The organism is Thermotoga profunda AZM34c06 (assembly GCF_000828675.1).
Classification (GTDB): domain Bacteria; phylum Thermotogota; class Thermotogae; order Thermotogales; family DSM-5069; genus Pseudothermotoga_B; species Pseudothermotoga_B profunda.
In genome coordinates this window covers 184,579-201,310 of record NZ_AP014510.1, presented here as the reverse complement: position 1 = coordinate 201,310, position 16,732 = coordinate 184,579, and the positions used below count along the sequence as shown (strand labels likewise).

At 39.2% G+C, this 16,732-nt stretch carries 12 protein-coding genes; 2 read left to right on the top strand and 10 right to left on the bottom strand.

Features of this window, described 5'->3' with window-relative positions:
* Positions 1–3: 3 nt before the first annotated feature.
* The 3 genes from smc to TSP02S_RS00925 are packed head-to-tail and all read right to left on the bottom strand — an operon-like array spanning position 4 to position 7,483.
* Positions 4–3,531 carry a chromosome segregation protein SMC gene (gene smc, locus TSP02S_RS00935; protein WP_041081187.1) on the bottom strand — a complete coding sequence of 1,176 codons (3,528 nt, stop codon included), beginning with the start codon at positions 3,529–3,531 and terminating at the stop codon, positions 4–6.
* A gap of 17 nt (positions 3,532–3,548) precedes the next feature.
* Positions 3,549–4,673: an N-acetylglucosamine-6-phosphate deacetylase gene (nagA, locus tag TSP02S_RS00930; protein WP_041081185.1), complete on the bottom strand. Its 1,125-nt coding sequence runs from the start codon at positions 4,671–4,673 to the stop codon at positions 3,549–3,551.
* A complete protein-coding gene (locus TSP02S_RS00925) occupies positions 4,670–7,483 on the bottom strand; it encodes a polysaccharide biosynthesis/export family protein (protein ID WP_041081183.1) in 2,814 nt (937 codons plus the stop codon). Before TSP02S_RS00925 ends, nagA begins: the two co-directional genes overlap by 4 nt.
* Positions 7,484–7,574: 91 nt before the next feature.
* Here TSP02S_RS00925 and thrS point away from each other — a divergent pair, with 91 nt between their 5' ends.
* Both thrS and TSP02S_RS00915 read left to right on the top strand, forming a co-directional pair.
* A complete protein-coding gene (gene thrS, locus TSP02S_RS00920; RefSeq protein WP_041081181.1) occupies positions 7,575–9,500 on the top strand; it encodes a threonine--tRNA ligase in 1,926 nt (641 codons plus the stop codon).
* Between the two features lie 2 nt (positions 9,501–9,502).
* Entirely contained in the window at positions 9,503–10,369 is an 867-nt protein-coding gene (locus tag TSP02S_RS00915; protein WP_041081179.1) for an HD-GYP domain-containing protein, read from the top strand.
* Here TSP02S_RS00915 and TSP02S_RS00910 read toward each other — a convergent pair.
* The 7 genes from TSP02S_RS00910 to TSP02S_RS00880 are packed head-to-tail and all read right to left on the bottom strand — an operon-like array spanning position 10,352 to position 16,635.
* The gene (locus tag TSP02S_RS00910) at positions 10,352–10,831 is read right to left on the bottom strand and encodes a hypothetical protein (RefSeq protein ID WP_041081177.1); all 480 of its coding nucleotides are present in this window, start codon (positions 10,829–10,831) and stop codon (positions 10,352–10,354) included. The two genes, TSP02S_RS00915 and TSP02S_RS00910, sit on opposite strands and share 18 nt — an antisense overlap.
* Before the next feature lie 4 nt (positions 10,832–10,835).
* Positions 10,836–11,408, bottom strand: a complete 573-nt coding sequence (gene ruvA, locus TSP02S_RS00905) for a Holliday junction branch migration protein RuvA (protein WP_041083989.1) — start codon at positions 11,406–11,408, stop codon at positions 10,836–10,838.
* Positions 11,408–12,715 carry a bifunctional folylpolyglutamate synthase/dihydrofolate synthase gene (locus tag TSP02S_RS00900; RefSeq protein WP_232503727.1) on the bottom strand — a complete coding sequence of 436 codons (1,308 nt, stop codon included), beginning with the start codon at positions 12,713–12,715 and terminating at the stop codon, positions 11,408–11,410. Before TSP02S_RS00900 ends, ruvA begins: the two co-directional genes overlap by 1 nt.
* Positions 12,716–12,726: 11 nt before the next feature.
* On the bottom strand, positions 12,727–15,315 hold the full coding sequence (locus tag TSP02S_RS00895) for a valine--tRNA ligase (protein ID WP_041081173.1): 2,589 nt from the start codon (positions 15,313–15,315) through the stop codon (positions 12,727–12,729).
* A gap of 55 nt (positions 15,316–15,370) precedes the next feature.
* Positions 15,371–15,742 carry an SHOCT-like domain-containing protein gene (locus TSP02S_RS00890; RefSeq protein WP_041081171.1) on the bottom strand — a complete coding sequence of 124 codons (372 nt, stop codon included), beginning with the start codon at positions 15,740–15,742 and terminating at the stop codon, positions 15,371–15,373.
* Complete coding sequence (locus TSP02S_RS00885) at positions 15,739–16,110, bottom strand: DUF2089 domain-containing protein (RefSeq protein WP_041081169.1); 372 nt, start codon at positions 16,108–16,110, stop codon at positions 15,739–15,741. Before TSP02S_RS00885 ends, TSP02S_RS00890 begins: the two co-directional genes overlap by 4 nt.
* 9 nt (positions 16,111–16,119) lie before the next feature.
* Positions 16,120–16,635, bottom strand: a complete 516-nt coding sequence (locus TSP02S_RS00880; protein WP_041081167.1) for a hypothetical protein — start codon at positions 16,633–16,635, stop codon at positions 16,120–16,122.
* Between the last annotated feature and the right edge of the window lie 97 nt (positions 16,636–16,732).

The window sequence follows — 16,732 nt, the reverse complement described above, 5'->3', positions numbered from 1 at the left end:
TTCTCACTCCTTGACAGTTATGTTTTCTATTTCAACGGGTACTATATTTGAAACGCCATCGATCATAGTGACTCCGTGCAATAGATCAGCACATTCCATAACGACTTTGTTGTGTGTAATTACCACAAATTGCGCTTTTGTTGAACCATCTTCCAGCAATCTTTTGAATCTTTCTGCATTGAATTCGTCGAGTGGGGCATCAATTTCATCAAGCACGTAGAATGGGCTGGGTTTGACTTCAAGTAGTGCAAAAAGTAGAGCAATACCAACGAGCGCCTTTTCTCCTCCGGAGAGCAATTGAAGTTTCTGATTTCTCCTGCCAGGTTTTTTCACGGAAATCTCCACGCCCGCTTCGAGTATATCTTTACCAGGTTCGATTTTTATTTCACCTTCGCCACCAGCAAAGAGTAGAGAAATGAAATAATTGAATTTCGTGTTTACGTGCTCATACACATCGAGCAATTTATTTCTTGCTTCTTCATCTGTTCGCTTGATGAGATCGTTTATCTTTTCTCTTGCGTCTTCCAAGTCCTTTTTTTGAATCGCAAGGTCGTTGTACTTACTCTCAACTTGGTTGTACTCATCTATCGCGAGTAAATCAACGGGTCCAAGATATTTTATCTTATTTTGTAAGTCTTCCAGTTCGTTTTTCAGTGATTCTAATTTTTCCGCTTCGAGTTCTTCTGTCTGAAGAGCCGTTTGTTCATCTATTTCACCAAGGAGTTGCTGTATTTTGTTCTGAACTTCTTGAATGGATAATTCAAGGTGGTGCAAATACTCTCTTGATTTCTCGCGTTCATCCTTTATGTGTTGCATTTTCTTTTCCAAATCGTCCAATTGAGACAATTTTTGATCTTTATCACTTCTTTGCATTCTCATTGTTTCAAATAGGTTTTCGGTTTCTTTCTTGACTGTCTCTAACTCTCGCTGATTTTCAAGTAGTATATTTTTTAGACGGTCGATCTCCTTCTCAATTTCCTCTGATTGAATTACAAGTTGAGATGATTCGTCATCTAATTTTTGTTTTTGCTCTCTGAGTCGAGTTAATTCAGACTCGTAATGTAACTTTCTCTCGAGTAAATTAGTGACCTCGGCTTTCAATTGCGAATAGTGTGTGGATATTTCCTCGAGTACCTGTTTCTCAGAGGATAGTTGTTCATCAAAATTTTTGAGTTCAGATTCGTAGGATGAGATCTTCTGAGAAAGTTGCTCGAGTTCAGAAAGAATCTTTTCACGTCTTATTTGCATTCCTTCAGATTTTACCGTGTAATTTTTCTTCAACTGTTCTAATGAATTTATCTCTTTACTGAGTTCTTCAACTGTTTTGCTCAGTTCTTCGATCATTCTCTTTGTCGAGCTACCTTCGGCAATTGCATCGGTGAGTTCTCTCTCAACCAATCTTTCTTGATTGGTTAGAGTCTGAGCTTCTTGATCAATCTGAGAAAGTTTTTGCTGGTGTAGTTTTTCAACGGAGGATAATTCCAGTCTCTGGTTTGCTATTTCACTGAGCCTGAGTTTTCGCTTGACAAGTGAATCGGTTCTTTCGACTTCAATTTCTCCACCCGTTATTGATCCGTGTTGACCTATTATCTCACCGTTCAAGGTGGCGATACGGCATCTGACTTTGTAACGTTTTTTTATATCGACGGCGTCTTCGAGTGTCTTTACTATGATATCGTTACCGAATAAATATCCTGGAAGAGCCATGAACTGCTGATTGACTCGAACAATCTGCGCTGCATACCCGACGAAACCCTGGTGACGTTCGATTTCTCTCATTCCACTGAAATGAGACTCTATCAAGTCGAGTGGTAAGAAAGTAACACGTCCCACTTTCTGATCATTCAACCACTCAATGACCTTCTTTGCAGTGTTAGCACTATCAACCACTACGTGCTGGACAGCACCACCCAATAGAACCTCTATGGCTTTAGCGTACTCAGAAGGGAAACTGATTAGATTGCCTACCACATCGTAAACTCCATCGAATTCTCCTTGAGCTTTTTTTGCGAAAATGGACCTGACAGATCTTGTGTACCCCTCGTAGGTTTGTATTCTGTATTTTATTTTTGATTCTTCTTCATCGAGATTTCTAAGAATGCGCTTGATGTTATCCAATTGTTCAAAAGTTGCTCTTTTTTCATTTGAAAGTTCCAAAAGTCTTTCTCTAACAGATTGCAATTCTTTGGCAAGTGAAGCTTCTTTGTCACCGGCTGTCTTCAATTTCTCCAGTAAAGTTGAGAGTTCCTCCTGAAGACCAGACAGTCTTTTCATTTTGAGATCAAGTTGCGAATCTATCATAGCTGTACGTTTTGATAGATCTTCAAGTCCCTCTTCGATCCTTGACAATTCACTTTCAAGAGAGAGTTTATCTTTGTTTGCAAGATCACTTTTTTCTTTTAAGGCGAGCAATTGCTTTTCTTTCTCAGAGTATCTTGAGATGAGCTCGTTTCTGTTTTCTTCAACTTTTGCTAACTCGTTCTCTTTTAGTCCAATCTCATCTATCAGTGCCCTAAAAATTAGATTGAGTTCATCACTTCGCCTGTCGATCATCGCGATTTGTTCCTTGGCTGAATCAAGACGAGTGGTTGTTTCGACAAATTTGGTTTCTCTTTCGTTCAATCTCCTTGTGTACATTTCTCTGAGCTCCATCAGGGTTGTCTGGCGCTTTTTGTAATCCTCTAAAAGATTTGTGAAGTTCTCAATCTCCTTATCGACATCTGCAAATTCCCGTTTCAGAGTTGACCAATTTGTCTCTATATTCAGAAGCTGTTTTTGAAGATCTTTTATCTTTTCTGAAGTTTCACTGTGTTGGCTTTGAAGATGTCTCAATCTTTTCATTTCTTTTTTGAGTACATTACCATAGTACAGTTTCTTGATCTGTTCAAGTCTTGACGAATATTCTTGATAACGTTCGGCTCTCTTGGCTTTCAGATACAGTGACTTTCTCTGCCTATCTAATTCATATAGCAAGTCCTGGACACGTGCTAAATTGGCGTTTACAACTTCAAGCCTTGCCAAAGATTCCTTCTTCTTCTCCCGGTATAAAGCCGTTTCAGCAGCTTCTTCGAGCAACAATCTCAACTCTTCAGCTGACGCATTTACAATTCTTTCAATTTGCCCTTGACCGGCTATTGAATAAAATTCCTTTCCTACACCTGTTCCGATGAATCTCTCATGTATGTCCTTTAATCTGACCGTTTCACCGTTGAGCATGTATAGATTTTTACCATCGTTTGTAAGCATTCGAGAGACAACGATTCTGTCATTTTCATTTTCAAAGACGATCTCAACGTAAGCGCTCGAAGCAGCAGGTACGGTACCTGACCCTGCAAAGATGACATCGTATTTTTCGTCGGCTCTTAATTGTTTCATCGATTGTTCACCAAAAACCCACCTTATGGCATCGACTATATTCGATTTTCCCCCACCATTTGGTCCAACAATAGCAGTGACTCTGTCTGCAAAGTGTAATCTCGTTGGTCTGGCAAAGGACTTAAAACCATGCAGAGTCATGCTCACAAGTTTCATACCCGCCCCCCCATTTTTCACAGTGAGTAAACCATCTCTCCAGAGACAAAGGTCGCAATGACATTCAGGTTTTCATCCAATGCAACAAGATCTGCTACTCTTCCCGGCTCTATTCTGCCAGAATCAATATTACTCGACATCGCAGCTGAGAGCGTAGCCATCAATATGGCATCTTTTAAAGGAATATCCAGCCTGACGACATTTCTAATTGCTTCATCTAATGTTAAGGTACTCCCAGCAAGACTTTGATCTTCTTTAGTCCTTGCGATTTTGTTTTTCACAACAACTTGGAGTTCACCCAGTGAATACTCCCCATCTTCAAGACCGGTAGCTGCCATCGAGTCTGTGACCAAAACACACCTTCTTGGACCTTTGGCATTTATAACCAACTTCACTGTAATAGGGTGAAGATGAATCATATCACATATGATTTCACAAAAAACCCTTTTGTCGGTGAGAACAGCCCCAATTACACCGGGATCTCTGTGTGAAAAAGGTCTCATGGCATTGAAAACATGCGTTGCTCTCGTACAACCATTTTCTATTGCAAACAGAGCTTGATCATATGTTGCATCTGTATGCGCAATTGTTGTGATAATCTTTTTCTTTTTAAGAAAATTTATTGCTCTTTCAGAATCTTTTAATTCTGGTGCGATAGCAAAGATCTTTACGATGTCTCCAAATTTCTCGACAAAACTCGATAACTCATCAAGATTTGGATTTTCCAAAAGATCTTCCTTGTGAGCACCTTTTTTACTCGGGTTTAAGTATGGACCTTCGATGTATAGTCCTGCTATCTTTGCGCCTTGTGGTTGTAATTTCATAAATTCTTTCAGTGTTTTAGCCACTTGTGATATCTTTTGAAAGGTATCAGATACAGTTGTAGGTAGAAAAGTTGTTACACCATGTTTTGCATAGAAAAGTGACAACTTTTGAAAATCATCGACCGTCGCGTTCATAACATCTATACCAATTGCACCATGTGTATGGCTGTCGATGAAACCAGGAGCAATCAGAGGAAGATATAGATTACAATGGATTTTTGATTTTTCAATCTTCTCGATGATTCCATTTTCTATTATCAAAGACATGTCTTGATAGATCTTTCTCGGTGTGAAGAGTTTTTCGAATCCTATTCTCATTGAATCAACCCCTGAACATCGCTTATTAATTCAACAATACTTGTGATAATCGGTATCATGTCTACGATACTCATCAGCGGGTTATCTGGTACAAAGATAACATCACCTGGTGAGACGTTCGGATTACCTGTAGTTGGTCGTCCTTTCAAGGTACCAGACAGATCACAGACTATCGGCTCTCCCGTCGGACCACCTTTGAATACATATACCTTTGATGTTATGGCTCTTGTGGTGAACCCGCCACATTTCATTATCACATCAAGAACAGTGGAATACTGATCTATCTTCACAACACCTGGTCTTGAGACTTGACCAAGCACATAGACGATATTTGCCTCAATCGGTGGTACATAGATTACATCGCCCGCCTTGACTACTATGTTATTCAACATCAATGGATTTGACATATCGATCGATTTACTATCATTCCCCCTCTTCAATACAATTTGGTTGTATGAACCCCAGCCATTGACTCCACCAGCGAGTGATACGACTTCAAGTAATGTCAATTCTCTGTCTCCAACATAATAACCACCTGGTTTATTCACCATACCCAGAACATAGACATAATTTCTAACATCTTTTTCAAATATCAAGGAGGCACCATCGACAAGTTCAAGGTCTTTCTTACCAAGCTGAACGTCTTTTATTAGTATAGATGTTGCATCACCCGTTGGAAAAATCACTTGAACAGCTTGCACTTCGGCGGTTATACTTACCTTTCCGAGTATGTTCGACAATTTGAATATCTCACCCTGGGAAAGTTCTATTTTCCTGTTAACCACAGCATCGCCAAAAGCAAAGATATAATGTGGGGTCTTTTCGGTTACATATATGAAATCTCCATCTTTGAGAGTGAATTGGATATCTTGTGATTCGATTTCCTTTGCACTGAAGGAATGTCTTTCACCTGATGAGTACACGATCACCTGATCAGATACATAGGATTGATCAGCGCCGGTGATCAGACCTCCACACTTTGCTATTGCTTTCTTGAGTGTTGCATCCTCATTTACATCGAACACAACTTGACCTGGTGTTCTTATCTTACCAAATACGGTTACTTTGATCGGCTTTTTGAGAATTATCTTGTATATTTCACCTGAATTCAGAGAGATGTCTTGGTCAAAATTGATGGTCCTTTCCTGATCGTTTTCAAGTTTTGCAATACTTTGGATATATGAAGTCTGGAGATTCACTTTTGCCAAAGCCCTTTTGAGGGTGAATTCTTCATCTGAACCAAAGGTCACAAATTGTGACAGATCACCAACAAAATAGATGTACCTACCTTGTTTTGGATTAAAAATGACTGTACTTTGATTATCGATATCGGCATCGACAGTTGAATTTATGATATCTTTGATTTCATATTTAGTGACCTTCTCTTTCTGAATCAGCTGAACTGACTCGAAGGTTCTATCGTCCACCTGTCCGATCTTCTTGATAACCGTTGAAAGTTTTCTGGGTTCTTCAGGTTCAAGACTCATCCTTCCAGTGATCGAAAGATTTCCAATGACATATACATAGAAATCCTCATATTCAACCCTGATGAGATCTCCTGCCATCAGATCAAAGTCCTTGTTTTTGAGTTCCTTAGGTGAGATCTCAAATATTTGTGAACCTCGGTATATCTTGATCAATCCACCTTTTTCAACTCGATCGGAATCATATCCACCCACTTTTGGTAGCACCACATTCATCTTCATCTCTTCTTCAGGCTGAAAGTCAACCCTGCCTGGGTTTCTTACTTGACCTATGACGTAGACAAATCTCTCTGGTTTTTTCAAGACATTCACATAACTCCCAATCGTTAATAAAACGTCATCGTTACCACTCAAGAGTGTTGGTGAATATTCTTTCTGAGTACCATTTTGAGTGACGAGAATTTTATCAACATACTTGACATCGTTTGCAATGCCACCCGCTTTTGCAATTAATCTTTTTAGAGTGATCGGCTCATCCTTCAAAAAATCATATATACCCGGGTTATTCACAAATCCCACGATGTAGGCATACCTAAGATCGAGTTTTGGTATGTAGATTTGGTCACCGGGTTTCAGTTCGATATCTACGGCTTTCCCGGTCAGAATTTCTTCCAAGTCCACTCTTTGAACTACTCCATTTCTGGTCAAATAGATATTTTGAGGATCGCCGACATCTGTGACGATACCACCCGCCAAAGAGATGGCAGCCGTCAACGTAAGGCCTTTAGTATAAGAAAATGCCGATGGATTTTTAACAGCTCCAAGTACCTTTACATATCCAAGGAGGCTTTTTTGTGGTATGTAGATTATGTCATTTTCCTGTATTGGGATGTCGGCATCCAACTTACCTTCATAGAAAGAAGAGAGGTTGACCAAAAAACTTTCCCTTCCACGTGTTATCCTAATATTCTCCAGATCCATTAATTCAGCACTAAAACCTTCATTTTGCTCTCCCACCATGGATATCACTTGGCTGAGCGTCGTTGGTTTTATACCTATATCTATTCTTGTACTCACAATACCTTGTATGTAAATGTATCTTGGTGCATAAGATACCAAAGAGATACTCACAATAGGATTAGGTATCAGTTTTCCAATTCTTTCACTGGCGATTTTTTCAAGTTCACCCAGAGTCATTCCATCTACTTTTACTCTCCCAACACCTACATAAGAAATAAATCCGTCACTATCCACTACACAATCTCGTGTCATTTCATCATATCCAAAGACTTCAATTCTGATTGTGTCACCAACTCTCAATGTGTAATCAGCAAAAACTAAACTCATCAATGAAAGTAAGACCATCAGCAAGATAATCTTTTTCATCTGATCACCTCATTCTTTGTTTTCTCTTTTTATAATAACACTCAGCGCGAAAATATGGTAATATTTAAAAAAGCACTGCGGAGGTGATTTTGTGTCTTTTAAGGTAAAGATAAAGAATGATGGGGAGTTTGTTTTTAATGAACCAATTCGTGTTTATGAACTTTCAAGGGATTCATCTGAGAAAATCATTGCCGGTCTTTTCAACGATCAACTGGTCGATTTGAGGTCGACGATTTGTGAAGACGGTGAATTTGAATTCATCACGATCGATCATGAACTTGCCCCGCAAGTCTACAGACATACCATGTCCCATATTATGGCACAAGCCGTCATGAATATATACGGTAAAGACAACATCAGGCTTGGGATTGGACCGACTATTGAGAATGGATTTTACTATGACTTTGAGATTCTAAATGGAAAAATAGCTGAAGAAGATTTGCCCAAGATAGAAGAAGAAATGAGAAAGATAATAGATCAGGACATCAAAATCGAAAGGATTGAAATGAGTAAAGATGAAGCAATCTCTCTGATGAAACAAAGAGGGCAGATATACAAGGTTGAACTCTTACAAGATCTTCAAGAAAAGACAGTTACTCTCTTCAAACAAGGTGATTTTGTAGATCTATGCAGAGGTCCACATTTGCCATCTACTGGCATGGTGAAGCATTTCAAATTACTATCGATTTCGGGGGCTTATTGGAGAGGCGATGAGAAAAGACCAATGCTTCAAAGAATCTATGGTACAGCATTTGCCAATAGAGAACAACTTGAAAAATACTTGAATTTTCTGGAAGAAGCGAAAAAAAGAGATCATAGAAAACTCGGTCCCGCACTTGGTATCTTTTTCATCGATTTTGATGTTGCTCCTGGAATGCCAATCTTTACACCAAATGGAACTACAATTCTACGGGAATTGATGGAATTTTCGAGACAACTTCACAGGGAATTTGGTTACGAAGAGGTCATGACTCCGCTTGTGATGAGTGAAAAACTCTGGAGAATGTCAGGCCACTGGGATCATTACAAAGAAAATATGTATTTCACAAGTAAAGAAGAACAACAATTCGCGATCAAGCCAATGAATTGCCCGGGACATATTCTCATCTACAAAAACAGAACTGTCTCTTATAAGGACCTGCCACTGAGATTTTTTGAATTTGGTAGAGTACATAGATATGAAAGAAGTGGTGTATTACACGGACTGTTCAGAGTCAGGAGCTTTACCCAGGACGATGCCCATATATTCTGCCGAGCCGATCAAATTGAACAAGAAATAGCCGGTGTGATAAATTTTGTCCACAGAATTTATTCGCCGTTTGGTTTTGAGTACTCAGCGGAATTGAGTACAATGCCGGAAAATCACATGGGAGATGTCCAGACCTGGCAAAAAGCTACCGAGGCTTTGAGATGTGCCATGGACTCTGTCGGACTGAAATACGTTGTTAAAGAAGGTGAAGGCGCGTTTTATGGTCCAAAAATAGACTTTCATATCAGAGATTCGATAGGTCGTACATGGCAGTGTGCAACTATTCAACTTGATTTTCTAATGCCTCAAAGATTTGAACTCGTTTATACAGATATCGATGGAAATTACTGTCAGCCGGTTATGATACATAGAGCGATCTATGGAAGTCTCGAGAGGTTTTTGGGTATATTGATTGAGCATTATGCTGGTGCATTTCCAACCTGGCTTGCACCTGTTCAAGTGATGATAATACCGATCGCTGACAGACATCATTCATATGCTCAGAGTGTTAAAAGTGTTTTAGTCCAAAACGGCATCAGGGCAGAAGTTGACCTCAGACGCGAGACACTTGGCTACAAAATAAGGGACGCTCAATCTATGAAAATTCCTTATATGTTTATCGTTGGTGACAAAGAACAAACAGCAGGGACCGTTTCTGTCAGAATTAGAAAGGGAAGTGAATTTTCAGGAAAATCTTTGGAATCTGTTCTTGATATAATTCTTAAGGAAATAAAGACACGTTCGTTGAAAAACTTAATGGAGGAGTAGAATTGACAGTCGAAATTGTTGGTAAAGTCGATGATAAGATAGTAGAATTTTTCAAAAAGATGGAACAAGTTGAGGAGAGCGATTCTCCTCAACTTATCTTGACAGATTCTTTTAAACAATCCGAGCCATTTCAGATAGTGTTCAAAGAAAATGTCGCGGAGTTTTATAGCCAAAATAGCTTGATCAGCAGATTTGAAAAAGTAAATGAAAATTACCAGGCTGTCTGGGCTTTTACAAAGGCATATATCGACAGAGATGGTGCGAAATCAGGTTTAACCAGTACAAAATGGGCACGGCGAGTCGTGAGTGGGATTTTACAAGCCATGGTGGTACTCATGGAAGTCGAAGATAAAGGTGGCTTCAGTCATTCACAACGGGTTACAAAACTCGCAAATAAAATAGGACAGGGACTTGGCTTTTCTGAGAAAGAACGGGCATTTTTGGTTGAAGCGAGTATGTTGCATGATGTTGGAAAAATAGGTATCGAACAATTGATGATGTTCACTCCAACGAGAATAAGATTCCTTGAAGACATGCCAAGGGACCATACGGTTATGGGTTCTATATATCTATCAACGATCGAATTTTTGTGGGACCTTGTGCCTATAGTGAGATCACACCACGAAAGGTGGGATGGCAAAGGTTACCCTGATGGATTGAAAGGCGAGGAAATACCACTCTTTGCCAGGATAATAGCCATATGCGATTATTACGATGAACTCACCCATTTTGTGACTTCTGAGTGGGGTATTGGTCCTAAGAAAAAAGACGAGGCTTTGAAAATGATTCAAGATCAAAGTGGAAAGATGTTCGACCCAAAATTGGTAGAGTTGTTCGTAGAGATAGTAACATCAGACGAGAGCGTCTAAGAACATCCCAAGTGGCATCAAAAGATCTCTGAGCAATTGAGCTGGCATGTTCAACATCATCTTCAACAAAGCAAGTTGTTGTTCGAGTTTTTGCCTCTCTTCTTCGTTTGTCGTTGAATTCAGTCTGAATTCAAGTTTTTGAATTTGGTTTTGTATTTGATCTTTGTAACTATCCTGGGAAACTTGTTGTTTTTCCTGCGAGGGATAATATATCCAAGCCGTAGTCTTACCGGCTATTGCGGCAATGAAAGAACCACGTTTTCTCAGATCGAGCGTTATTCCGCCCTGGATAATCACTCCGCCATTTCTCTCAGCTTCTCTTTTAAAGGCAAGCCAATTACTTATTTCTTGAGAGAGTACACGAATAATACTTCGGCTTGCTGGAGCCGAATATGGTAAACCAGGTTCACCTGGATCGAGTTTATATCCCAAAGTCGGGTTCAGCACACCTTCAATTGCCATATGGCTATCCCTTCTTTGAGAGCCTCTTTAATGCCTCCTTTACAATCTGCTCGGTGCTCATCTTGCCCGAGTAGACAGCCCTTGCAACATCAATCGATTCGGCCCTCGAGAAACCAAGCGCTACAAGTGCTTCAATTGCATCAAACAACTCTGCCGAGTATTTAGCTTGGATATCAAAACTCTCATCCTTTAGTTCTGCTACCAATCTTTCTGCAGTTTTCTTTCCAACCCCTTGGATCTGGGATAATTTATCGACATTTTGACTGGTCACTAAATGCACAAATTCCTCTGGTTCTAATGATCCTACGATTCTCAACGCAGTCTTGGGACCTATTTTGGACACCTTTAGGATCTTCTCAAAGACATAAAGCTTTTCTTTTGTTGAAAAACCATACAAAATAAATTCATTCTGGTTGAACTCAAGGTGCGTATGAAGCTCAATCTCATCTCCTGGAAATGTTTTTTCGATAGTTGAACTATCACAAAGAATTCTTAAAATGAAATCCCCAACTTTTAACAACAAACCGCCAGGTTCTTTATCATAAACTCGTCCCTTTACAGCCGCAAGCAAATTCATCATCTCACAATAGACCATTCAGGCTCAAGGGACCCATCGGTTATGTAATCTCTCAGATACCCAACTAAATACAGTGATCCTGTTATGATTATCGTCTCATATCCCTCTTGTTTTAATTTTTCATAAGCCATTATAGGATCAATCTCAAAATCGACATTCTCATTGAATTGTTTTGCTATCTCGAAGGTCTCCTGAGGATTCTGAGCTCTATGCGAGAATGGTCTTGTCACAATTATTTTATCAAAAAGTGGTGCAATTTGTGACAAAACACCTCTTTTATCTTTATCATCAACGATACCAATTATTGCGGCGAGTTTTTCATTTGAAAGATAATCACTAATCGTTTTTCTCAATACTCTTGCAGCCGGTAGATTATGCGCACCGTCGAAGATCACCGTTGGATTTTTGCCAAAGACTTCAAATCTACCGGGCATTTTTGCCTTTTCCAATGCCCTTCTGATCGCTGCTTCTTCTACTTTCAAGTTCATTCTTTCGGCAAAAACAAGAAATGCTTGAAGCGCAACGGACGCATTCAAAAATTGATGTTCTCCATTCAGTGAGATTTTAAGGTTTTTGAATTCTCTTTTTCCGTGAAAGTCAAAATGATTGTCATTCAGAGAAAGCTTTGTGTTATCGTAAAAGAAATCTCTTCCAATCAAATACAAATCGCTTTTGTTCATCTCGCATGTCTTCTCAATGACATCAAGTGGTTCCTTTTTACTTTCACCACAAACAACGGGTATTCCTTGTTTTATTATTCCAGCCTTTTCGAAGGCGATCTTTTCGAGTGTATCACCAAGTATGTGCATGTGATCATAGTCTACAGTTACTATAACACTCACTTCTGGCCTTAGGACATTCGTCGCATCGAATCTTCCTCCAAGTCCAACTTCAATTGATGTGGCTTGAGTTTTCATCTCTTTATAGATCAAAAAAGCCATTGCAGTTGTGAATTCAAAGAAACTCGGCTTGAATTGTTCTCCCATTTGATCCATCTGCACAGCCATTTTTTGGACATCGTTGAATACATTTAGGATCATCTGTTCTGGAACAAATTCCTCGTCTACCAATATTCTCTCTTTAAAAGTTGAAAGATGTGGAGAATAATAACTCCCGGTTTTCAAACCATGCTCTATGAATAACCAGCTCAAGAAACGCGTTACAGAACCTTTTCCATTTGTACCAGTTATATGGGCACTGTGAAAGCTATCTTGTGGATTTTGAAGCATTTTGCACAATTGTTTGATTCGATCCAGACCCAATGTTATCTTTCCCGATGGTCTCTGGTTATAAAGATATTCGAGCATTTGAAGATAGGTCATTTCAGATCACCCAATATTTGTTGAAGGATCTTCAATCGTGATTCGGTTTGAGAAAGTTTTTGACGTGTTTCTTCTATTACACTTTCGAGTGCATGTGACATAAATTTCTCGTCTGAAAGTTTTTTCATATACCATTCTCTTTCGTTGAAGAGTTTTTCAATATTCTTTTCAAGCCTGTTGATCTCTTTTTGAACATCAACGCCGGTTGTATCTAAATATACATGAAGTTCCTCGTTGACAAAAGCCGTTGCACTGTTAGTTGGTTTCTTTTCAACATATTCAATTTTTTGAATATTTGCAAGATGACTTATCAAGAATTCCTCTTCCTTAGACAAATTCTTTCCACGTACATAGAGCAACGTATTTTGTTTTAATGCCAAATCGAGTTCTGCACGTACATTTCTTATACCCCTGACGATTTGCATGATCATTTCGAATTTCTTCTCTGCAAGATCATTCACAAGGGCATTTTCTACTTGTGGCCATGGTGCAATCGTTATAGATTCTGTTGCGATGGGAAGATTTTGCCACAATTCTTCTGCTAAAAACGGCATGAATGGATGTAACAATTTCAAACTTGAGTCGAGTACCTTCACCAAGACATTTTGAGTTGTGATTCTATCTTCGTTGTTTAACCTTGGTTTTGCCGATTCTATATACCAATCACAAAATTCATTCCAGAAAAACTCATAAATAGATTTTGCGGCTATGTTGAATTCGTAATTTTCAAGGGCTTGCGTAACAGCCAAGATGGTTCTTTGAAGTCTTGAAAGGATCCATTTATCTGAGAGTGAAAGTTTATCAAGCGGCTTTTTTTCATAACCATCGAGGTTGATAAGAGCAAACCTGGTTGCATTCCAGATCTTGTTGGCGAACTTTCTGTATGTGTCAAAGTATCTCTCGTCGAGTTTTATATCACTACCTTGAGCTGCAAGGATTGCCAATGTGAACCTCACTGGATCGGTACCGTACTTTGTGGACATATCTATTGGATCTATACCATTTCCAAGGGATTTACTCATTTTTCTTCCGTACTTGTCTCTTATTAATTGATGGATATAAACATCCGTGAATGGTTTTTCGTTCATAAATTGGTATCCCATGACGATCATTCTCGCAACCCAGAAGAAGATGATATCAAAACCTGTTACAAGAACCGATGTTGGGTAGTACTTATCGAGATCTTTTGTTTTTTCAGGCCAACCGAGAGTTGAGAAGGGCCACAATGCCGAGGAAAACCATGTATCAAGGACATCTTCATCTTGTCTTATAGACTTTGAATGGCATTTTGGACATTCTTCAACATCGGTTTCTGAAACGATGATCTCGTTACAATCGTCACAATACCAAACCGGTATTCTATGACCCCACCAGAGCTGTCTACTTATACACCAATCTCGCACATTGTACATCCAGTGTAAATAGACCTTTTTCCATCTATCTGGTACAAATCGAACTTGTCCTGTTTCGACTGCTTCTATTGCCTTTTGAGCCAAGGGCTTCATGCTCACAAACCACTGATCCATAACCCTTGGTTCGATTTCTCTGTCGCATCTATAGCAATGACCAACGGCATGGTCTATATCTTCAACTTTGATCAAATAGCCTTCATTTTCGAGATCTTTCACAATGATTTCTCTTGCCTTGTAGCGATCGAGTCCTTTATACTTTCCACCGTTTTCATTTACTCTTGCCTCGTCATCAAATATATCGATAAATGGGAGATTGTGTCTTTTTGCAACTTCGAAATCGTTTGGATCGTGGGATGGGGTTATTTTGACAGCACCGGTACCAAATTGCGTATCAACATACTCGTCGACTATTATTGGTATCTCCCTGTTAACCAAAGGTAAGATTACTTTCTTACCAACGATGTTCCTGTATCGATCGTCCTTTGGATTGACGGCGACGGCCGTATCTCCGAGCATTGTTTCTGGTCTTGTAGTTGCCACCGCGATATAACCATCACCATCTACAAATGGATATTTCACATAGTAAAGTTTGGATTTTTTTTCTTCGTGCTCAACCTCTTCATCTGACAAAACCGTCTTACACCTTGGGCACCAATTCACCATGTATTTGCCCTTGTAGATAAATCCCTGTCTGTATAGTTCAACGAACACTTTTCTAACTGCGTTAGAGAGTCCTTCATCTAAGGTAAATCTTTCTCTTGTCCAGTCAACTGATGCACCTAAGGTTTCTATTTGTTGTCGTATCTCAAACCTGTATTTTTGAGCCCACTGCCAAACTATCTCAAGAAATTTATCTCTTCCAAGCTCTTCACGCCTCTTACCCTGAGTTTCTATATACCTTTCGACGGCATTTTGCGTCGCGATACCGGCATGATCTTCACCAGGTACCCACAAAGTGTCAAAGCCACGCATTCTTTTGTATCGCACCAAGATATCTTGCAGAGTTATGTTGAGTGCATGTCCCATGTGAATACGTCCTGTTATATTTGGAGGTGGTATAACGACCACGAACGGTTCTCCACTTCCCTTAGGAGTGAAATATCCCTTTTGTACCCACTTTTGATACCACTTTTTCTCGATTTGTTCTGGTAAATACCGAGTTCCAAGGTCCATTTCTATAGCACCTCCAAATAGATCTTATGCCATGATTTTAGCAAAAAATATATGACTAATCAATGAATATACGAACTGTTGTCCCATCAGAACCGGTGACGTTTAAGACATCTCCTTCTATCTCCGACAGATTTTTCATAGCTTCATCGAGTTGCTCTGATAAGAGATTCAAATCGACATTTGGAACCTTTTCTTGCAGAGCGGGTAAAGAGAGTTTGAGTATCTGTGCCAAACCAACAGGGATTTTCATGTCTACTTTGTCTCCATCGTTACCCCTGACTTGAATGTAGAGCATCTTTTTCTTTCCAGTTGTTTGTTGCTTTGGTTCAGAGAAAAGACCCATCGTCTCGGCAAGTTCAAGTGCTTGTTCTGGTGTGAGTTTTCCATCTTTCACTAAATTCATAATCCTAAGAAGTTCGTCTCTCATGATTTAACCTCCTTTTCTCCTTTGATAATAGAAATAGCAGTGGAAAAATCGATCTGATTGTTTTCGAGTTTTTCCAAGACACTTGAGTAACTGTCTTCTTCAGACGATGAATAACCCAGATTTGCCAAAACTCTACTGAAATAAGAATGTACCGTGGGATAAGAAACACCCAACTTTTCCGCTACTTTTGTTAAGTTCCCTCTGTTTTTGAGATATAATCTGAGAAAATTCAGATCTTCTTGTGTTAAATTATTGAATTCATTCGGTGCAAATTGACCCTCGATCTTGGTGTTGCAATTTTTGCACCTATATGAAACTATTACAACTTGTCCATTGCAAAATGGACATTTCGCGAAGAACTGATTCATTGTTTCACCTCACACAATGCCTATCCTCACCGTTGTTCCTTTGCTCTCAATGCTAATGAAGTCGCCAGAAAAATTCATCAATTCATCAATGCATGAAACAAAGATGTCCTGAAAAACTTGAAAAGATTTTTCATCGAACGAAACTTTGTCTTTGAAAAATTTGAAGAAAAAAGGCAAAAGTGGTCTTATGAATGGTTTTAAAACTATAATTAATGAGAAAGGTATCGCTACTTTCACACGAACTGAATCCTTGCTGTCGTCTACCAGAATAAAAAATTTCTTTCCAAATGGGGGAGTTATGATGTCTTCAACCCACTGAAGGTCCTCTGGGTTGAGTTTATCTTTCAATTTATCTCTGAGTGCTTCTCTGATTTGTTTTGCCTTTTTGGCGTTTTTCGCGTAGTGAGAGAATATTTCAGTCAGTATATAAGCCCCAAGCGCAATGAATATGACCCCAAAGAAGACTTTCGCCCCTAAGAAAATCAAGCAAACACCCGCCAAAACGAGAACTATTGCTAAGTACATCTACTCACCTCCAAAAATTCAAAGTGATATTTTATATTTTATCAAATTATATCTTATAATAATTGAACACAACACGGTTAGACCATTCAATGTGTAA